The following is an 18,848-nucleotide window of genomic DNA, read 5'->3' as shown; positions in this document are numbered from 1 at the left end:
ACAAAGAGAATAAAACGTTAAAAGTGAAAACGGCCCCGAGGGGCCGTTGCAGATTCAATTGTTCTTGGTAAAGCGTTGATGCGCGCGAGGCCCCATCGAGCCAGGCAATCCGCCTTTGAACATGCTGTTGATGGTTTTCATCTGCCGGCGCGCCGCGGTTTCACCGTCGATGGCACTCAGCGCGATCATCACGTCCTGCCGCAGATACCAGAGTGCCTCGACATCGGCCGCGAAGCGCACGCGTTGACTGACGCGCTGGACCGAATGACCGCCATGGTCCTGGAGCACCGACAGCATCGCGGTACGGATGCGCCCCAGCTGGTTCTCCGTCGCTTGACGGGATCCGGAGCCGGGTACGTTCAGCAGACGAAGAAGGCGGCGAAAGAACATGAGACGGGAAGTGTGTTGCCGGAACCTGGAACGGCCACTACCTTAAGCCTGAGTTAACCATTTCACAAGATCTGAAACGTTGTTTCTTGTTTGCAAACAACACGCTTTACTTATCGTTTTCATCAGCCATTGAATTTTGTTTTCTAAAGTACTACAAGCCAATGAATGACTCCGTTTTCATCTGCCCTGTCGGCAGCGGCGTATACCCGAGGGGACAACAAGAAGGGCACGCAAGCTGCATATTCCACGCGTGAAGGGGCGCATGTACGCGACTCCGGTGGCACGGGAATACAGGGAACCAAGGGCATTCGCAACCATCGGTAGAAATCGAGAAGAGCAAAACAGTATGGGTGTCAATTCCACAGTCGTATTCGCGGACTTGACGGGGAGCACGAGGGTCTTCGAGGCCATGGGGAACGCACGGGCCACGGAGACGGTGACCCGCCTGACGCAGTGGATCGGCGGCGTGTGCCAGGCGCACGGCGGCCGCGTCGTGAAGTCGCTGGGAGATGGCGTGTTCGCCATCTTCACCAGCGGCGCGGCCGCCACGCATGCGGTGATCGAGCTGCAGCGCTATCACCAGAAGCGGCTGCTCGCATGGCCGGCGCCCCTGCGCATGGCGCTGCAGATCGGCGTGGCCAGCGGCGAGGTGGTCGAGGTCGAGGGCGATTGCTACGGCGATGCCGTCAATCTCGCCTCGCGGCTGAGCGATCTGGCCGGCCCGGGCCAGATCTGGGTGACTGCAGCGGTCATCTCCCAGCTGCGCGAAGGCTCGGTGCAGCATCGCGACCTGGGCCTCATCAACATCCGCGGGCGCAGCGAGATGTCGGTCGTGCATCGCATCGACTGGCAGGAGGATGTGACGACTTTCCTCACCGTGCCCGCCGCGCTGGCTCCCTTGCGCATGCCCGATTCCTCGTTCGGCCAGATCGAGCTGGCATGGCTCGACGTGCGCTCGATGTTCCGCACGGAGGAACTCCCGATTCACCTGGGCCGCGTCGACGACGCGCAGTTCGTGGTCAACGACCCACGGGTCTCGCGGCTGCATGCGCGCATCGAACTGCGGCAGGGCAGCTGCGTGCTGATCGACGTCAGCACCTATGGGACCTGGGTGCGTTTCCACGGCAACGACGGGCCCAGCACCGAGATCGCCCTGCGGCGCGAAGAGTGCGTGCTGCACGGTCGTGGCGAGATCGGCCTGGGCGCGCCGCTCAGCGACTTCAGTGCGCCGACCATCGCCTTCAACACAGGCAGCGGCGACGTGATGCTGTCGCGGCGCGAAATCGCGCGCTGAGCATCGGTGCATGCCGCCCACGGCGGTGACGTTTGGCTACCATGCCTGCGTGCAATCGGGTGCACCGCGAGCATGCGTCGGGCGTTGCGTATCCACTCGGGCGTTGTTCGCCCCAGGCCTGGAGCCACTGTGAACTTCAAACCTCAATCTTCTGTTTTCAAGCTGGCGGCCATCGGTGCCGTCATCGCCGGCGCGCTGCTGGCGGCGGGAGCCGCGAACGCGCGCGGAAGCTGGTCGGTGCAGATCGGCACCCCCGGCTACGTGGTCGGCGGCTACCCGGCGCCGTACTACGCGCCGCCGCCGGTCTACAGCTACCCGGCACCCATCTATTACGCACCGCCGCCGCCGGCCTACTACCGGCCGCCGCCTCCGGTGTATTACCGCCCGGCGCCCATCTACACACCGCCGCCCGGCCGCATCTACTACGGGCCCGGCTATCCCTACCGCCCGCCGAACGACTGGGACGACGAGCGCGACTGACACTGTCACCTGAATGTTTCCTGAAGCATTGGCATGCCCTATGGCATGCCAATTTTGTTTCAAGGGGTGACTAAAAAGTCACATTGACACACATTTTTGTGGTGACCTGACCAACCTGGCCACTTGCCTTGCCGGTTTTTTATAGGGCATGCCGCTTGCCTTGATGGCTCCAACAGGCGTCGATACGCCGCAGGAGCGAGGATCATGGTGGAACAGTTGGAGGCCGGGCGCGCAAGACCGGCCGACGAGGTTGTGTATGTCGCGGAGACAGCGGCCATCTCGGAGGACAAGTCGATGCCCGACGGCTCCCGCTCCCTGAAGGCCGCGGCCGCGTTCTCCATTGCGGCGGCACTGGCCGCATGCGGTGGCGGCGGAGGAGGGGGCGGCGGTGCCGGAGGCTTCGGCTTCCCCGTCGGCGGTGGCACACCCGGCGCCAACCCTGGCACGACGCCCGACACCGGCCCCTATCACTACCCCCAGGCCCAGAACGACGCCGAAGCCGCGCGCTTCCTGCTGCAGGCCCAGTTCTCGGCCTCCGACGACGAGATCGCCGCCGTGCGCGCCAAGGGCTACCTGCCGTGGCTCAGCGAGCAGCTCGGCGCGGCACGCCAGCCCTCGGCCTGGGAGTGGGTCAACAGCAAGCCCTACGAGACAGTCAATGCCGACGCCATGATCTGGCGCCAGCTCATGACGGCAGCCGACCCGATGCGCAAGCGCATGGCGCTGGCGCTCAGCGAGATCTTCGTGGTCTCGGGCACCGAGATCGGCTCGAGCTGGCCCACGGCCATGATGGCCCAGTACTGGGACATGCTCGCCAACGGCGTCACGAGCAACTTCCGCCAGCTGCTGGAAGACGTGACGCTGAACCCGGCGATGGGCTTCTATCTCAACACCCGCGGCAACAGGAAGGAAGACAACTCCGGCCGGCAGCCCGACGAGAACTACGCGCGCGAGGTCATGCAGCTCATGACCATCGGCCTTTACCAGCTCGAAGCCGACGGCACCGTGAAGACCGGCGCCGACGGCCAGCCTATCGAGACGTACGTGCAGAACGACGTGACCAATCTCGCGCGCGTCTTCACCGGCTACGACCTCGACATCCGCTCGTCCGAGCGCAGTGCCTTCACTCCGCCCGGAGCCGGCTACACGATCGAGACCAACGAGTGGACCACGCGTCCCATGGCCTACAAGGCCTCCAATCACTCGACGCTTGAGGCGCGCTTTCTCGGTGCCACGGTGCCCGCGGGCACCGACGGCCCGGCGGCGCTGAAGATCGCGCTCGACACGCTCTTCAACCACCCGAACGTCGGCCCCTTCATCGGCCGGCAGCTGATCCAGCGGCTGGTCACCAGCAACCCCAGCCCGGCCTACGTGAAGCGCGTGGCCGGCATCTTCGCCAACAACGGTGCGGGCGTGCGCGGCGACATGAAGAGCGTGTTCGCCGCCGTGCTGCTCGACGACGAGGCGCGCGGCCCGGCCGGTCTTTCGGACCCCAACTTCGGCCACCTGCGCGAACCGATGCTGCGGCTCGTGCAATGGGGCCGCACCTTCGGCATCGGCTCGGCGACGGACGCCTGGAACATCGGCAATACCTTCGACGCCAGCTCGAGCCTGGGCCAGTGCCCGCTGCGCTCGCCATCGGTGTTCAACTTCTTCCGGCCCGGCTATGTGCCGCCCTCGACCGCGATCGCCAGCAACAAGATGGTCGCGCCCGAGTTCCAGCTGGTCAACGAGACCAGCGTGGGCGGCTATCTCAACTTCCTGCAAGGCAAGCTGCAGAACGGCTTCGACAACAAGGACGTGATCGCCACCTACACGGCCGAGAAGGCACTGGTGAACGACCCCGCCGCGCTGGTGCGCAGGCTCAACCTGCTGCTCACGGGCAACCAGCTCTCGGCCGCCACGGTCGCGCTGATCACCGACGCACTGAGCAAGGCGCCGCTGGTCAACCCGAGCACTGACGCCCGCAGGCTCGACCTCATCTGCGCCGGCGTGCTGCTGGTGATGGGCTCGCCCGAGTACCTCGTGCAGAAATGAAGAAGAAAGAAGCCGGAGCGAACCGAACATGTACCTGATCGATCCTGCCCGCCACACGCGCCGCGCCTTCCTGCGCCGCTCGGGCCAACTCGCGATGGCCGGCACCGCGCTGCCGTTCGCGCTCAATCTCGCCGCCATGGGCGAGGCCGCAGCCCAGGCCGCGCCGGGCGACGACTACAAGGCGCTGGTCTGCGTCTTCCTCTTCGGCGGCAACGACTACGCCAACACGCTCGTCAATTTCGACACCGACAGCTACAACAAGTACAGCACCATCCGCGGCGGCATCGCGCTGCCATACGACGCGGATCTCGCAAAGACCGAGCTCAAACCGGCCGTGGCGCTCGCCAGCGGCCGCAAGTACGCGCTGAACCCGAAGATGGGCGGCCTCGCCACGCTCTTCGATCAAGGCAAGATGGCCGTGCAGCTCAACGTCGGCCCGCTCGTCAAGCCGCTCACGCGCGCGCAGTTCAACAGCACGAACCGTCGGGATTTCCCGATCCCGCCCAAGCTCTTCTCGCACAACGACCAGCAGTCGATCTGGCAGTCGTCCTCGCCCGAGGGCTCGACCATCGGCTGGGGCGGCAACCTCGGCGACCTCATGCTGGGCGGGCAGCGCAATGCATCGCTGTTCACCTGCGTCTCGGTGGCGGGCAACGCGGTGTTCCTCTCGGGCGACGAGGCGCTGCAGTACCAGGTCGGCACGGGCGGCGCGGTGCGCATCAACAGCGTGAGCCCGGCCACCGGCAGCGTGTACGGGTCATCGGCGGTCAAGGCCGCCATGCAGCAGATCGCGCAGCAGGCGCGCGGCCACACGCTGGAGAACGAATACAACAAGGTCACGCTGCGCGCGGTGGAGGCGGAAGCAAAGATCACCTCGGCCATCCAGTCCGACGTCATGGACGTCACCTTCCCCACCACCGGCAACAACCTGGCCGCCCAGCTCAAGATGGTCGCTCGCCTGATCCGCGGGCGCGCCTCGCTGGGCGTGAAGCGCCAGGTGTTCTTTGTCTCCATGGGCGGCTACGACCTGCACGACGACCTCGACACCAAGCAGGGGCCGCTGATGCAGCGGCTGTCCGACGCCATGGTCGCCTTCCAGCAGCAGATGGAAGCCCTCCAGATCGCCGACAAGGTCGTGGCTTTCACCGCCTCCGACTTCGGCCGCACCCTGTCGAGCAACGGCAACGGTTCCGACCACGGCTGGGGCAGCCATCACTTCGTGGTGGGCGGCGCGGTGAAGGGCAAGGCTTTCTACGGCACGCCGCCACCGGTGAGCGTGGGCAACACCTCGGCCGACGACGACCAATGGCACGTCGGCCAGGGCCGGCTGCTGCCCACCACCTCGGTCGACCAGTACGCGGCGACGCTGGCCAAGTGGTTCGGCGTGCCCGATTCGGACCTCAACGGCATCCTGCCGAACCTGAAGAATTTCAACAACATCACAGCGCCGAGCGGCATCAGCTACCCGCGCGACATGGGGTTCATGACATGAACACAGCGATGAGCAGCATGGCCAGCATGAGCGCCATCGGCGGCCTCAACGGCATGGAGGGCGGCGCCAGCGTGAACTTCAGCGCCGACCTGCCCGGGCAGGCACCTGCCCCCTTGCGCAACAAGGGCGTGACGCATGTGCGGCCCTTCACCAGTGTCGATGCCGCCATCGCGGCGGTGGAATCGCTGGACCGCGATCTCAAGAAATTCGAGCTCGCGGTGGCCGACAGCCTGCAGGACTACCTCGGCGTGCAGATGGCGCAGATCACGGATTGCGCATTGGCGCGCGGCTGGGAGCCGGTGAGCTTCATGCAGCGCGAGGGCTTTCGCGTCTATCGCTACGAGGCGATGCGCTGTTCGCGCAGAAGCAGGAAGAAAAGGCCCTAACCGCCGGTTGCGAGGATCTGCTCGAGCCTGGCGATGTCGACCGGCTTCTGCAGATGGTGGTCGAAGAGCCCTTCGGAGGCGTGGCCGTTGGAATCTTGCGCCGAGAAGCCCGAGATCGCGATCAGCAGCTTCGGCGTGCCTTCGCCGGCGCTCTCGCGCAGCCGCCGCGCCACCTCGGTGCCGGGCAGGTCGGGGAGGCTGAGGTCGATCAGCGCGGCGTCGAAGCTCCCGGCGGCGGCCGCGTCCAGCGCCTGCCGCGCCGTGTAGGTGCATTGCGCGGTGTGGTCGTACAGGCTCAGCAGCTCCTGCAGCAGGTCGGCCGAGGCCTGGTTGTCGTCGACGATCAGCACGTTCACTGGGGGTTCTTCCTTCCGTCGGGTTGGGCTTCAGATTGATCGGGGAGTATGGCGGGCGCCTGCAGGGGCAGTTCGACCGTGAAACGCGACCCTTCGCCCGGCGCGCTTTCCACGCCGATGCGCCCGCCGTGCAGGTCCACGATCTTGCGGGTGATGAAGAGGCCGAGGCCCAGGCCCGCCGCGTGCTTGCGGCTGCTGTCGGTGCGCTCGAACTGCTCGAAGATGCGGGCCTGGTCCTCCGGCGCGATGCCGATGCCCTGGTCGCGCACGCTCACCTGGGCCGAGTTTCCGAGCTGCTGCACGACCATCTCGACCGGCTTGCCGTCGCCGTAGCGCAGCGCGTTGGTCAGCAGGTTGGTCAGCACCTGTTCGATGCGGAACTCGTCCCACGCGCCGTGCAGCTCGGCCGGCGCCGCCAGCGTGATGACTGCGCCCGCGGCCTCGGCCTGCTGGCGCAGGTTTTCCACCACCGCGTGCGCGAGCGCCGCGAGGTCGGTCGGCTGGGGCTTGATGGAGAGCGCGTCGCGCCGCATGCGCGTGACGTCGAGCATGTCGTCGATCAGCCGCACCATGTTGCGGATCTGCCGCTGGTCGCGCTCGATCATGGCGGGCAGCCGCTCGGGCGAGAAACTCGCGAGGTTGCCCTTCGCCAGATGCAGCTGCCGCAGCTGCGCCTCGAGGTAGAGCGTGTTCAGCGGCGTGCGCAGCTCGTGCGACACCATCGACATGAAGTCGTCGCGCATGCGCACTGCGTGCTCCAGCTCGTGCTGCGTCTGCTGCAGCTGCTGCACCAGCTCTTCCTGCTTCTTGTTGGCTGCGGCGAGCAAATCCATCTCGTGGCGCAGCGCCTTGCGGTGCTGGTAGAGGTCGACGAACACGTTCACCTTGCTGACCACTGCATGCGGGTCCAGCGGCTTGTGCAGGAAGTCGACCGCGCCGCTCTCGTAGCCCTGGAAGGCGTAGTTCAGCTCTCGCCCCGCGGCGCTCACGAAGATGATGGGAATGTGCCGCGTGCGTTCGGTGCCGCGCATCAGCTCGGCCAGCTCGAAGCCGTTCATGCCGGGCATCTGCACGTCGACGATGGCGAGCGCGAATTCGTGCTCCAGCAGCAGCGCCAGCGCGGCGTCGGCCGATCCCGCGCGGTAGGCGATGCGGCCCGGCGCGCGGATCAGCGCCTCCAGCGCGAGCAGGTTTTCCGGCAGGTCGTCCACGAGCAGCAGCTTGCTTTCGATATCAATGTTCATGGACGGCCTCCAGTTGGAGCAGCAGGTTGCGCAGTTCGCGCAGGGGTAGCACGTAGTCGGGGATATGCCGCGCGATGGCAGCCTGGGGCATGGTGGGAATCTGGGCTTCCTTCGGTTCCTGCACGGCGGTGAGCCCGCCGGCCAGATGGATGCGGTGCAGGCCTTCGGCACCGTCGTCGTTCGCGCCGGTCAGCAGGAAGCCGGCGAGGGCGGGGCCGTAGGCGTCGGCGGCGGAGCTCATCAGCACGTCGATGGACGGGCGCGAGAACAGCACCGGCGGCTCGCAGCTCAGCGAGAAGGCACGCTCGCGCTCGATCGACAGGTGATAGCCCGGCGGCGCGAAGTACAGGCAGCCGGCCGAGAGCGGCATCTTGTCGTTGGCCTCGTGCACCGGAATCGGCAGGCGCTGCGCGAAGATCTCGGCCAGATGGCTCTCGTGCTCCTCGGGCAGGTGCAGCACCACCGCCATCGGAATCTGCCAGCCGGCGGGCAGGTCCTGCAGCAGCGTGTAGAGCGCCTCGATGCCGCCCGCCGAGGCGCCGAGCACCACGGCGCCCACGCGCTTGCGGACGGTGGAGCGCAGCTGGCGCTTCATCTGGCCCGTCATGCGGCCTTCTTGCGGTAGATGCGTTCGGCGCGCGCGTGCGTGTCGAAGCGATCGGAGTAGCCCGAGAAGTCGATGCTCTCCTTCGAGCCCAGCCCGAGAAAGCCGCGATGCGACAGCGACTCGTGGAACAGGCCCAGCGCGCGGTCCTGCAGCTCGCGGTTGAAGTAGATCAGCACGTTGCGGCACGACACCAGCTGCGTCTCGGCGAACACGCTGTCGGTCGCCAGGCTGTGGTCGGCGAAGATCACGTCTGCGCACAGCGAGGGGTCGAAGCGCGCGGCCTCGTAGGCGGCGGTGTAGTAGTCGGAGAACTCGCTGCGCCCGCCCGCGCGTTGGTAGTTGGTGGTGTAGCCGCGGATGGCCTCCAGCGGGAAGATGCCCTGTCTGGCCTTCTCGAGCGAAGCCGGATTGATGTCGGTGGCGTAGATCTGCGTGCGCGCGAGCAGGCCTTCCTCGCGCAGCAGGATGGCCAGCGAGAACACTTCCTCGCCCGTGCTGCAGCCCGCCACCCACACTTTGACGGAAGGGTAGGTGTGCAGGATCGGCACCACGTGCTGCCGCAGCGCCAGGAAGTACGACGGGTCGCGGAACATCTCGCTCACCGGGATCGTCAGGAACTGCAGCAGCCGGCCGAAGAGGGCCGGGTCGCGCAGCACGCGCTCCTGCAGCGCCGAGATGCTCGGCAGCCCGAGCTGGTCGAGCGCGTGCAGCACGCGGCGCTTCTGCGAAGCCACGGTGTAGTTGCGGAAGTCGTAGCTGTACTTGAGATAGATCGCCTCCATCAGCAGGCGCAGCTCGATCTCGGTATCGCTCAGCGGCTGCAGCGGCAGCAGCGGCGTCAGGCCGTTGCCGTTCTTCGGATTGCCCTGCCGCGAGGTCACAGCCGCTCCATCTTGGGCATCCACACCCGCAGCAGCGAGAACAGGCGCTCCAGGTCCACCGGCTTGGCGAGGTAGTCGTTGGCGCCGGCGGCCAGGCATTGCTCGCGGTCGTCCTTGGTGGCCTTGGCGGTGATGGCGATCACCGGCATCTTCTCGAAGCGCGGGTCGCCGCGCAGGCGGCGCGTGGCTTCCAGCCCGTCCATCTCCGGCATCATCACGTCCATCAGCACCAGGTCGATCTCGCTGACCTGGTCGAGCCGTTCGAGCGCCTCGCGGCCGTTGCGGCCGATCTCGACGATGGCGCCGCGCTGTTCCAGCGCGCTGGTCAGCGCGAAGATGTTGCGCACGTCGTCGTCCACCAGCAGGATGGTTCGGCCCTCGAAGATGCGGTCGCGCCCGCGCGCCGTCTTCAGCATGCCCTGGCGCTCGCTCGAAAGTTCCGCCTCCACCTTGTGCAGGAAGAGCGTCACCTCGTCGAGCAGGCGCTCGGGCGAGCGCGCGCCCTTGATGATGATCGAGCGCGAGTAGCGCTGCAGCTCCGTCTCTTCGTCGCGCGTGAGGTTGCGCCCGGTGTAGACGATGACCGGCGGGAACGAGACGATTTCTTCCGCCGCCATGGCCTTGAGCAGCTCGCTGCCCTGCATGTCGGGCAGCTTCAGGTCGGTGATCATGCAGTCGAACACGCGGGTGCGAAGCAGCTCCAGCGCCTCCTCGCCGGAGCCGACGGCGACGATCTCGATGTCGTCGTCTCCTATCAGCTTGATGACGCTCTCGCGCTGCAGCTCGTCGTCTTCCACCAGCAGCACGACCTTGACTTTCTGCGTGAGCTTTTCTTCCAGCCGGCCGAACACCTTCATCAGCTCGTCGCGCGTGGCCGGCTTCAGCGCGTAGCCGATGGCGCCCATCTGCAGCGCGGCGCCTTGCGCGCTTTCGGCGGCCGAGACCACGTGGATCGGAATGTGGCGCGTGTGCGGCGAATCCTTCAGCCGCTGCAGCAAGTCGAGGCCGGTGCTGTCGGGCAGGCGCATGTCCAGCAGGATCGCGTCGGGCAGGAACTGCGAGGCCAGCTCGAAGCCGTCGGCCGCGCCGTGCGCCACCAGGCAGCGGTAGCCCAGTTCGTGCGCCAGGTCGTACAGAATGTGCGCGAACTGCGGCTCGTCCTCGACCACCAGCACGCGGCGCACCTGGTCGCGCGGCAGGCTGCGGTCGTCGGCGAACTGCGGCGCCGGCACCGGGGCAGGGGCCTTGGGCGCCAGCGCGGGCTGGGCGTGAGCTTGTGAGTGCGCGGGCTTGGGTGTGTAGACGGCCGGCGGTTTCTGCTGATGATCCGGCGAGGCCTGCGGCGCCTTGGCCGGCAGCTCGAGCACGAAGGTGCTGCCCTGGCCCGGCGTGCTCTCCACGGCGAGCGTGCCGCCCAGCAGCTGCGTGAGGTCGCGCGAGATCGACAGGCCCAGCCCGGTGCCGCCGTAGCGCCGGCTGGTGGTGCCGTCGGCCTGGCGGAAGGCTTCGAAGATCAGCTCGTGCTGCTGCGGGTCGATGCCGATGCCCGAATCGGACACCGCGAAGGCCGCGCCGCCATCTGCCGCCGGCGAGATGACCAGCTTCACTTCGCCGCTGTCGGTGAACTTGATCGCGTTCGACAGCAGGTTCTTCAGGATCTGCTCCACCCGCTGCCGGTCGGTGAGCAGCGAGACCGGCGCGTCGGGCCGCAATTCGAGCCTGAAGCCCAGGTTCTTCTGCTTGGCCAGCGGGCCGAAGGTGCTCTCCAGGCTGTGGGCCAGCTTGGCCAGGGGCACGTCTTCGGGCACCACCTCGAGCTTGCCGGCCTCGACCTTCGCGATGTCGAGGATGTCGTTGATCAGCACCAGCAGGTCGTTGCCCGAGGAATAGATCGACTCGGCGAACTTCACCTGCTCGCTCGTCAGGTTGCCCTGCGGGTTGTCGCCCAGCAGCTTGGCGAGGATGAGCGCGCTGTTGAGCGGCGTGCGCAGCTCGTGCGACATGTTGGCGAGGAATTCCGACTTGTAGCGGCTGGCGCGCTGCAGTTCGTCGGCGCGGTCTTCCAGGTCGCGCTGCACCCGGCGCAGCGCGGTGTTGCGCTGGTCGAGCGCCTCGGTGCGCTCGGAGAGCTGGCTGTTGGTCTGCTCCAGCTCGGCCTGCTGGTTCTCCAGCATGGCCTGCGAGGCACGCAGGGCGCGCGACTGTTCTTCCAGCTCCTCGTTGGCGGTGCGCAGCTCTTCCTGCTGCACCTGCAGTTCCTCGTTGAGCTGCTGGGTCTCGGCCAGCACGTCCTGCAGCTGCTCGCGGTAGCGCGCCGCCGCCAGCGAGGTACCGATGTCGTCGGACACGATCTCCACCAGCTGGCTGCCGCGCTCGTCCAGCGCGGCGGGCAGGCCGAGCTCGACCACGCCGTTGACCATGCCGCTGCTCGCCACCGGCACCAGCAGCACGGCCTTCGGTGCCATCTCGCCCAGGCCCGAATTGACCTTCAGGTAGTCGGCGTCGATCGGGTCGATCAGCATGCGCCGGTTCTCGGCGGCGGCCTGGCCGACCAGGCTTTCGGTGGGGGAGAAGACCTGCGGCGTGGCCTCCGAGGCGCTGGAGAAACCGTAGCTCGCCGCGCGGCGCAGCGGGCCGTGGCGCTCGCGCACGTAGATGGCGCCGACCGAAGCGCCCAGGTGGCGCGAGAAGAACGAGAGTATCTTGCGGCCCATGTCCGGCGCGCTGAGTTCGCCCACCAGATCTCCAACCAGCTCGGTCTGCGCTCCGCGCAGCCAGGCCTCGTGCACCAGCCGGTCGGCGTGGTCTGCCTGTTCCTTGAGCACCACGTCGTAACTCTCGGACAGCCGCACCAGCTGCCTGCGCCCGAAGTAGGCCACCAGTCCGGTGAAGCCCAGCGTGAACAGCAGGAACAGCCCGACCACCCACCACGCGGTGCGGTTGGCCTCGTTGTTGCGCTGGAAGCGCAGGCTCTGCTCGGTTTCCATGAATGCGGTGAACTCGGCGCGCATGCTGTCGGTCAGCCGCTTGCCCCGGCCCAGGCGCACCTGCATCTGGGTGTCCTGGCCGTTGCGGTGTGATGCGATCAGGTCGGCGGCGTACTCGTTCCAGCTGGCCTGGATGGCGGCGATGCGGTCGACGCGCTCCACCTGCTGGCGGTTGTCCGACACCAGCTCGCGAAGCGCCGCCGTATCGGCTTTGACGCGGGGCAGGGCGTTCTGGTAGGGCTCCAGGAAGCTCTCGTCGCTGGTGATCAGGAAGCCGCGCATGCCGGTTTCCATGTCGATGCTCTGGCGCTGCAGCTCGCTGGCGGCCCGGGTGACGCGGTCGGTGTGCTCGACCCAGCCGATGGTCGACAGCAGGAACAGGATCAGCCCGACGAACACCACGGCGCCGAACAGACCACCGATCAGGGGAAGCTTGATGTTGCGGCTCAGCAGCCGCTCGAAGTCGTCAGGGTCAATCGCGTTGGGGGTTTTCGTCATCGGTGCTATTTGTAAGCAAAACTTGTGAAGTCTGGCCGATAAATGCGCATGACCCTGTCGGAAAAAACCTCGTCACGGGCATCTTTTGCCGTGGCGGCGAGCAGGCCCTGCTGCTGAAATCTGTACATTCATACAGTATTCTTGCGGCTGCTGGAGCCGGGAGCCCCGTTTCCGCCCAGCCGCCCTGCAATGAGCACCGAACCCCTCGATCCGCCCAGCCCGGCCCCCGTTGCCGCGCACATCATCTCCGTCAAGGCCCTGTGCGCCTTCGGCGCGAAGGCGGGCGACCTCGACCTGCGCTTCGTGCCCGCGCCCAGCGCGCTCGAAGGCATGGCCGGGCATGCGCTGGTGCAGCACCGGCGCGGCGGCGAGTACGAATGCGAGGTCGCCCTCGAAGCCAGCTGCGGCGCGGTGCGTGTGCGCGGCCGTGCCGACGGCTATGAATTCCACCGGGCGCGGGTGGAGGAGATCAAGACCTTTCGCGGCGACTTCGACGCCATCCGCGGCAACCACCGCGCGCTGCACTGGGCGCAGGCCCGCACCTATGGCTGGATGCTGTGCGAGCGCGACGGCCACGACGAGATGGTGGTGGCGCTTGTCTACCTCGACCTCGCCACCGGCGACGAGACCGTGCTTGAGGAGCACCACACCAGCGAGGCCCTGCGCGAGCACTTCGAGCTTCTGTGCGGCCGCTACGCCGCCTGGGCCGAGAGCGAAGCCGCGCACCGCGCCGCGCTCGACGGCATGCTGGCCGCGCTGGCGTTTCCGTACGGCAGATTCCGCGCCGGCCAGCGCGAACTGGCCGAGGCCGTCTACCGCGCGGGTGCGAACGGGCACTGCCTCATGGCGCAGGCGCCCACTGGCATCGGCAAGACGCTGGCCACCATCTTCCCGCTGCTGAAGGCGCGTGCCGCCGACAGGATCGACAAGCTTTTCTTCCTCACGGCCAAGACCTCGGGCCGGCCCGTGGCACTCGATGCGCTGCGCGCGCTCGACAAGGGCCGGGGGCAGGGCAGGCTGCGCGTGCTCGAACTCGCGGCGCGCGAGAAAGTCTGCGAATACCCCGACCGCGCCTGCCACGGCGACGCATGCCCGCTCGCGCGGGGCTTCTACGACCGCTTGCCCGCCGCGCGCGAGCAGGCAGCGCAGGTGGCGTGGCTGGACCGCGAGGCGCTGCGCGACATCGGCCTCGCGCACGAGGTCTGTCCCTATTTCCTGGCGCAGGAAATGGCGCACTGGGCCGACGCGGTCGTCGGCGACTACAACTACTACTTCGACAGCAGCGCCTTTCTCTACGCCACCATGCGCGAGGCCGACTGGCGTGCCGCCGTGCTGGTCGACGAAGCCCACAACCTGCTCGAACGCGCGCGCGGCATGTACACGGCCGAGCTCGACGGCGGTGCGCTCGAGGAGGCCCACCACGCGGCGCCCGCCGCGCTGCGCGGCCCGCTCGCGCGGGTGTTCCGCGAATGGGACACGGTGCAGCAGTCGCAACAGGCCGGCTACGAAACCGCCGACGAGATTCCCGAGCGCTTCCTGCGCACCCTGCAGGCCGCCAATACCGCCATGGCCGAGCATTTCGCGGCCACGCCCGAGGCTTCGCAGGGGCCGCTGCAGCGCTTCTTCTTCGACGCGCTGCACTTCGCGCGACTGGCCGAGGCCTTCGGCGACCACTCGGTGTTCGAGCGCACGCTGGGTGCCTCGCAACAGGCGCGCCGCCTGGCCATCCGCAACCTCGTGCCGGCGCCGTTCCTGCAGAGTCGCTTCGCGGAGGCGGCTTCGGTCACCTGCTTCTCGGGCACGCTCTCGCCCTTCGAGTTCTACCGCGACGCGCTCGGCATGCCCGAGGACGCCGCGTTGCTCGACGTGGCCTCGCCATTCCACAGCGCGCAGCTGCGCGTCGAGGTGGCGATGCACGTGTCGACGCGCTTTCGCGACCGCGCGGGGTCGCTGCGCAACGTGGCGGACATCATCGGCGCGCAGTTCGAGCGCCTGCCCGGCAACTATCTGGCCTTCTTCAGCAGCTTCGACTACCTGGAGAAGGCCTGCGCCGCCTTTTCCCTGCGGCACCCCGGCGTACCCGTGTGGAGCCAGACCCGCGGCATGCGCGAGGCCGACCGCCAGGGCTTCGTCGCGCGCTTCGAGGAGGGCGGGCAGGGCATCGGCTTCGCGGTGCTGGGCGGCGCCTTCGGCGAGGGCATCGACCTGCCCGGCAGCCGGCTGATCGGCGCCTTCGTGGCCAGCCTGGGCCTGCCGCAATACAACGAACTCAACGAAATCACGCGCGAGCGCATGCAGGCTCGCTTCGGCAAGGGCTACGAGTACACGTATCTCTACCCGGGCCTGCAGAAGGTGGTGCAGGCGGCCGGCCGCGTGATCCGCACCGAGGAAGACCGGGGCGTGCTGCATCTGCTGGACGACCGGTTCGCGCGCGCCGAGATCCGCGAGTTGCTGCCGCGCTGGTGGGACATGCGGATGGTGAGGGGCTGACACGATGTGCACCGGCCGGCGGAATCTGCTTCGAGTCGAGCGCAATTGCAAACTATTGAGCCCTTGCGTGCTCTCAATTGAAAATCACCTCAGAGGAGAATTCAATTCAATTGCCAAGTTGAATTGTAAATTTTCGGGCGAATTTAAAATTAAAAAGGAAATTCAACGAGGAGGAAATTCCGTGCAATCAGATCGCCCGATCGAACAAGCAACTATTTCTGAAAAATCACGCAGGCAGTTCCTGCAAAAGGGAGCGCAAGCAGCGACGGCGCTCGTGGGGGCGTCAGTCATTGGCGCTTGCGGAGGTGGAGGGGGCAGCGGAGCAGGCAGTGGCCCCAATTTTGGAAATCTGCCGCTTCCCTCCGCAGATCCTGCAAGCGGAACGTCACCGGAATACTCGGCTACACCTCCGGCGACCACAATGCCATCCCCGACAAAAATCCCCGTCATCCATTCTTTTTCTCCGGCCTTGGCAATGCGAGGCAAGGTAATTGTCATCAGCGGTGCCGAATTCGATTCGAGTACGTCCGTCCGTTTCGGAGAGGTCGTGGCGACCAGGCTCAGCGTCGATTCCCCGAGCCAGATTTCGGTTTTCGTGCCCGATTCGGCGAAGGACGCGGAAATCTTTGTCCGCACGGCCGGCGGCGAGGCCAGATCGGGCAGCAAGTTCGAAGTGGCGCTGGTGCCCGAGGCGGCCAGAGACTATCGGCTCGCGTGGCACGACGATTTCGAGGGCAGCACGCTGGACCGCACCAGGTGGGCCGCGGTCACCGGCGTGCGCGCCAACGCGGTCCAGACGGACGAAGCGGTCACGGTGGCGGGCAGCGTCCTGAAGATCTCGACCTACACCGATCCTTCGACCGGCAGCCATCACACCGGCTTCCTGCGCACGGCCGGGCGCTACGAGTTCTGCTTCGGCTACATCGAGGCGCGCGTGCGTTTCGCATCGAAGCCTGGCCAGTGGGGCGCGTTCTGGCTGATGTCCAACGCGAACAGGGCGGCCACGCCGCCCGATCCCGCTGCCGGCGTGGAAGTGGACATCATCGAGCACCGGGCGGTCCCGGCCGGCAGCGTGTCCGACATCAGCAACCAGTTCTCGAGCGCAGTGCACTGGAATGGCTATGAGGAAGGCAAGACCATCAGCCGCAGCAGCGGCCAGCAGAAACTGCCGGCGGGCCAGTCGTTCTCCGAGTGGCACACCCTGGGCCTGCTGTGGACCCCGGAGGGCTACGAGTTCTACCTCGATGGCGCGGCGACGCCCTACGTGACCATCAAGGAAGGCGTGTCGCTGAGCAATCAATACATCAAGCTCACCTGCGAGATCCGAGACAACTCCTGGGCCGGCCGCATTCCTTCCGGGGGCTATGGCCCGTTCGGCGCCGGCACGAATGCGACGATGGAAGTCGACTGGGTCCGTGTCTGGCAGGCAACCTGAGATGACGCGCGCCACCAGACGCCTCGAGCACGCCGCACAGCCAGACCTGTTCGGCGAGGCGCCCGTGGCCGCGATTGAAGGACTGCGCTACGAAAGCGGGTTCCTGTCGCTCGAGGAGGAAGCCGGCCTGCTGCAGATCGTGCAGACCCTCCCGCTCAAGGAGATGCGCTACAAGGAATACACCGCGCGCCGCCGGGGCACCAGCTTCGGCGGCAGCTACGACTTCGACACCAATCGCCTGAAGCCCGGCGCGGCGCTGCCCGAGGCGCTGCATCCGCTGCGGGACAAGGCGGCAGCCTGGGCCGGCATCGCACCTGAAGAACTCACCCACATGCTGATCGCCGAGTACCGGCCCGGCACCCCGCTGGGCTGGCACCGCGATGTGCCCGATTTCGAAGAGATCATCGGTGTCTCGCTGAACAACGACGCGGTGATGCAGTTCAGGCCCTACGCGCCGGGCGCTCCTGCTTCGGGGCCGGCCGCGCTCGAATTCCTGATCGAGCCGCGCTCCGTGTACCTGCTGCGCGGGCCGGCGCGGTGGGCCTGGCAGCATGCGATCGCGCCGACCGAGGCGCTGCGCTACTCCATCACCCTGCGCACACGACGCCTCGAGGCCACCGGCCGCGCGGCGACCTGAACCGAACGGTCGGCCTCAGCCGCCATGCTGGAGAACGGGCGGCGCAGCCACATCGCCGGCGTGGTCCGCGAGGAGATGCTGGCGCACCTGCGGCGCATGAAGCCGGGCTCCTGACACGCAATTGACAGCGCGACGACGGACAACGCCGACGCCCGGCATGACGGTCTTCTTACTCGCGGCGCACATGCCGCGCCCAGCATGAAAGCTCCTTAACCAACTGCAGGAGCAAGGCATGCCAAGAGGCGACAAGTCGTCCTATACGGACAAGCAGAAGCGACAGGCCGAGCACATCGAGAAAGGCTACGAGCATCGCGGCGTCGGCAAGGGCGAGGCCGAGCGCCGCGCCTGGGCCACGGTGAACGCCGAGACCGGGGGTGGCAAGAAGAGCGGTTCAGGCCGGGGCAAGACCGAGAACCACGGGCCTTCGCGCAAGGGCGGAAGGCTGGGCGGTGCCGCCGCGGCGCATCGCACGGCAGCCGAGCGATCGGCCTCGGCGAAGAAGGCCGCCGCCACGCGCAAGCGCAACGCCGAGAAGCGCGGATGAGCGCAAGGGAGCGGCCCATGCACATCATCCTGGGAGCGACCGGCCACGTCGGCTCGGCGCTGGCGCAAGCATTGCTCGAACGCAGCGAGGCGGTCACGGTGGTCACGCGCGACGCGCACAAGGCCCAGGCCCTGCGCACCAAGGGCGCGCACGTGGCACAGGTCGACGTATTCGACACCCACGCGCTGCACCGCGTGTTCATGGGCGGAAAGCGAGTCTTCGTGCTGAATCCGCCCGCACCGCCGTCTTCCGACACGGTGGCCGAGGAGATCAGGAGCGTGCGCGCCATCGTTTCGGCGCTCGAAGGCTGCACGCTCGAGAAGATCGTGGCCGAGTCGGCCTACGGCGCGCAGCCCGGCGAAGGCATCGGCGACCTCAGCGTGCTGTACGACCTGGAACAGGCGCTCGCCGCCGGCCCGGCGCCGTTCAGCGCTCTTCGCGCCGCCTACTACATGAGCAACTGGGACGCCTCGCTGGAAACCGCGCGCAAGGAAGGCAAGGTCTACAGCATGTTCCCCGCCGACTTCACGCTGCCCATGGTGGCGCCGCACGACCTCGGCCAGTACGCTGCGAAGCTGATGCTGGGCCCGGCCGAATCGTCGGGGCCGCACCATGTCGAAGGGCCGGAGCGCTATTCGCCGGGCGACGTGGCGCGGGCTTTCTCCGAGGCGCTCGGAAAGCCGGTCGCAGTCGTGGAGACGCCGCGCGAGCAGCTGGAGCAGGCGTTCGGGAGGCTGGGCTTCTCCGACGCCGCCGCGAAGTCGTACGCCGCGATGACGCGCGCCACGATGGACCAGCACTACGAGCCGGCCGGCAAGCCGGTGCGTGGGGCGATCTCGCTGCGCGAGTACATCGCCGGGCTGGTGAACAGGAACTCGGGCTGAGGCGGCCCGCCAGGGCTGCTGAAACAGGCCACGACGCATGTCCGAAATTCGCGCGCTGCGCCGCCGGCCCCCGCAAATCGGACATTCATGGCCTGTTTCTGCCGCCAGCCGGACAACTTGCGTTTTCCGGCCACGCGCCCTCGAGAGCGAGAAGCCGGCTTGTTCCGCGACGTTGCTCCGAACGCGAGCGCTACGCCATCAAACAT

Annotated in this window: 16 protein-coding genes; 10 read left to right on the top strand and 6 right to left on the bottom strand. The window is 67.1% G+C overall.

The window, feature by feature from the left end:
• Positions 1-54 precede the first annotated feature (54 nt).
• Positions 55-390 carry a hypothetical protein gene (locus tag AC1VNX_RS17915; RefSeq protein ID WP_483157988.1) on the bottom strand — a complete coding sequence of 112 codons (336 nt, stop codon included), beginning with the start codon at positions 388-390 and terminating at the stop codon, positions 55-57.
• A gap of 346 nt (positions 391-736) precedes the next feature.
• Here AC1VNX_RS17915 and AC1VNX_RS17910 point away from each other — a divergent pair, with 346 nt between their 5' ends.
• The 5 genes from AC1VNX_RS17910 (at position 737) to AC1VNX_RS17890 (ending at position 6,079) form a co-directional block, all read left to right on the top strand.
• Entirely contained in the window at positions 737-1,684 is a 948-nt protein-coding gene (locus AC1VNX_RS17910) for an adenylate/guanylate cyclase domain-containing protein (protein ID WP_483157986.1), read from the top strand.
• Between the two features lie 129 nt (positions 1,685-1,813).
• Positions 1,814-2,164 (top strand): hypothetical protein, encoded by a 351-nt coding sequence (locus AC1VNX_RS17905; RefSeq protein WP_483157984.1) that lies wholly within the window; start codon positions 1,814-1,816, stop codon positions 2,162-2,164.
• 204 nt (positions 2,165-2,368) lie between these two features.
• Positions 2,369-4,201: a DUF1800 domain-containing protein gene (locus AC1VNX_RS17900; protein ID WP_483157982.1), complete on the top strand. Its 1,833-nt coding sequence runs from the start codon at positions 2,369-2,371 to the stop codon at positions 4,199-4,201.
• A 28-nt stretch (positions 4,202-4,229) separates the two neighbouring features.
• The gene (locus AC1VNX_RS17895) at positions 4,230-5,693 is read left to right on the top strand and encodes a DUF1501 domain-containing protein (RefSeq protein WP_483157980.1); all 1,464 of its coding nucleotides are present in this window, start codon (positions 4,230-4,232) and stop codon (positions 5,691-5,693) included.
• On the top strand, positions 5,690-6,079 hold the full coding sequence (locus AC1VNX_RS17890) for a hypothetical protein (RefSeq protein ID WP_483157978.1): 390 nt from the start codon (positions 5,690-5,692) through the stop codon (positions 6,077-6,079). Before AC1VNX_RS17895 ends, AC1VNX_RS17890 begins: the two co-directional genes overlap by 4 nt.
• Here the strand turns inward: AC1VNX_RS17890 and AC1VNX_RS17885 are convergent.
• Genes AC1VNX_RS17885 through AC1VNX_RS17865 form a run of 5 tightly spaced genes read right to left on the bottom strand, consistent with a single transcriptional unit; the run spans position 6,076 to position 12,652 of the window.
• Positions 6,076-6,435 (bottom strand): response regulator, encoded by a 360-nt coding sequence (locus AC1VNX_RS17885; protein WP_483157976.1) that lies wholly within the window; start codon positions 6,433-6,435, stop codon positions 6,076-6,078. The two genes, AC1VNX_RS17890 and AC1VNX_RS17885, sit on opposite strands and share 4 nt — an antisense overlap.
• On the bottom strand, positions 6,432-7,679 hold the full coding sequence (locus AC1VNX_RS17880) for a hybrid sensor histidine kinase/response regulator (RefSeq protein WP_483157974.1): 1,248 nt from the start codon (positions 7,677-7,679) through the stop codon (positions 6,432-6,434). Before AC1VNX_RS17880 ends, AC1VNX_RS17885 begins: the two co-directional genes overlap by 4 nt.
• The gene (locus AC1VNX_RS17875; protein WP_483157972.1) at positions 7,669-8,286 is read right to left on the bottom strand and encodes a chemotaxis protein CheB; all 618 of its coding nucleotides are present in this window, start codon (positions 8,284-8,286) and stop codon (positions 7,669-7,671) included. The genes AC1VNX_RS17880 and AC1VNX_RS17875 overlap by 11 nt, the downstream gene beginning before the upstream one ends.
• Positions 8,283-9,128, bottom strand: a complete 846-nt coding sequence (locus AC1VNX_RS17870; protein WP_483161975.1) for a CheR family methyltransferase — start codon at positions 9,126-9,128, stop codon at positions 8,283-8,285. Before AC1VNX_RS17870 ends, AC1VNX_RS17875 begins: the two co-directional genes overlap by 4 nt.
• A gap of 35 nt (positions 9,129-9,163) precedes the next feature.
• On the bottom strand, positions 9,164-12,652 hold the full coding sequence (locus AC1VNX_RS17865) for a response regulator (protein ID WP_483157971.1): 3,489 nt from the start codon (positions 12,650-12,652) through the stop codon (positions 9,164-9,166).
• A gap of 189 nt (positions 12,653-12,841) precedes the next feature.
• On the opposite strand from AC1VNX_RS17865, the gene AC1VNX_RS17860 reads away from it, so the two are divergent.
• The 5 genes from AC1VNX_RS17860 to AC1VNX_RS17840 all read left to right on the top strand — a co-directional run bounded on the left by AC1VNX_RS17860 (position 12,842) and on the right by AC1VNX_RS17840 (position 18,642).
• Complete coding sequence (locus tag AC1VNX_RS17860; RefSeq protein WP_483157969.1) at positions 12,842-15,142, top strand: ATP-dependent DNA helicase; 2,301 nt, start codon at positions 12,842-12,844, stop codon at positions 15,140-15,142.
• A 547-nt stretch (positions 15,143-15,689) separates the two neighbouring features.
• The gene (locus AC1VNX_RS17855) at positions 15,690-16,577 is read left to right on the top strand and encodes a glycoside hydrolase family 16 protein (protein WP_483157967.1); all 888 of its coding nucleotides are present in this window, start codon (positions 15,690-15,692) and stop codon (positions 16,575-16,577) included.
• A gap of 1 nt (position 16,578) precedes the next feature.
• Complete coding sequence (locus AC1VNX_RS17850) at positions 16,579-17,214, top strand: alpha-ketoglutarate-dependent dioxygenase AlkB (protein ID WP_483157965.1); 636 nt, start codon at positions 16,579-16,581, stop codon at positions 17,212-17,214.
• 232 nt (positions 17,215-17,446) lie between these two features.
• A complete protein-coding gene (locus tag AC1VNX_RS17845) occupies positions 17,447-17,758 on the top strand; it encodes a plasmid stabilization protein (protein WP_301508232.1) in 312 nt (103 codons plus the stop codon).
• A 17-nt stretch (positions 17,759-17,775) separates the two neighbouring features.
• On the top strand, positions 17,776-18,642 hold the full coding sequence (locus tag AC1VNX_RS17840; protein ID WP_483157963.1) for an NmrA family NAD(P)-binding protein: 867 nt from the start codon (positions 17,776-17,778) through the stop codon (positions 18,640-18,642).
• The last annotated feature ends 206 nt before the right edge of the window (positions 18,643-18,848 follow it).

The sequence above is a fragment of the Variovorax sp. TLI9-5A genome (assembly GCF_056867935.1).
The sequence above is the reverse complement of the archived record's forward strand: the minus strand, read 5'-3'. Positions and strand labels throughout refer to the sequence as shown.

Bases quoted from the DNA above. Each gene is read 5' to 3' on its own strand.
- AC1VNX_RS17850 (WP_483157965.1), top strand. From the start codon at position 16,579: ATGACGCGCGCCACCAGACGCCTCGAGCACGCCGCACAGCCAGACCTG.
- AC1VNX_RS17880 (WP_483157974.1), bottom strand. From the start codon at position 7,679: ATGAACATTGATATCGAAAGCAAGCTGCTGCTCGTGGACGACCTGCCG.
- AC1VNX_RS17915 (WP_483157988.1), bottom strand. From the start codon at position 390: ATGTTCTTTCGCCGCCTTCTTCGTCTGCTGAACGTACCCGGCTCCGGA.
- AC1VNX_RS17840 (WP_483157963.1), top strand. From the start codon at position 17,776: ATGCACATCATCCTGGGAGCGACCGGCCACGTCGGCTCGGCGCTGGCG.
- AC1VNX_RS17910 (WP_483157986.1), top strand. From the start codon at position 737: ATGGGTGTCAATTCCACAGTCGTATTCGCGGACTTGACGGGGAGCACG.
- AC1VNX_RS17895 (WP_483157980.1), top strand. From the start codon at position 4,230: ATGTACCTGATCGATCCTGCCCGCCACACGCGCCGCGCCTTCCTGCGC.
- AC1VNX_RS17875 (WP_483157972.1), bottom strand. From the start codon at position 8,286: ATGACGGGCCAGATGAAGCGCCAGCTGCGCTCCACCGTCCGCAAGCGC.
- AC1VNX_RS17865 (WP_483157971.1), bottom strand. From the start codon at position 12,652: ATGACGAAAACCCCCAACGCGATTGACCCTGACGACTTCGAGCGGCTG.
- AC1VNX_RS17900 (WP_483157982.1), top strand. From the start codon at position 2,369: ATGGTGGAACAGTTGGAGGCCGGGCGCGCAAGACCGGCCGACGAGGTT.
- AC1VNX_RS17860 (WP_483157969.1), top strand. From the start codon at position 12,842: ATGAGCACCGAACCCCTCGATCCGCCCAGCCCGGCCCCCGTTGCCGCG.
- AC1VNX_RS17890 (WP_483157978.1), top strand. From the start codon at position 5,690: ATGAACACAGCGATGAGCAGCATGGCCAGCATGAGCGCCATCGGCGGC.
- AC1VNX_RS17845 (WP_301508232.1), top strand. From the start codon at position 17,447: ATGCCAAGAGGCGACAAGTCGTCCTATACGGACAAGCAGAAGCGACAG.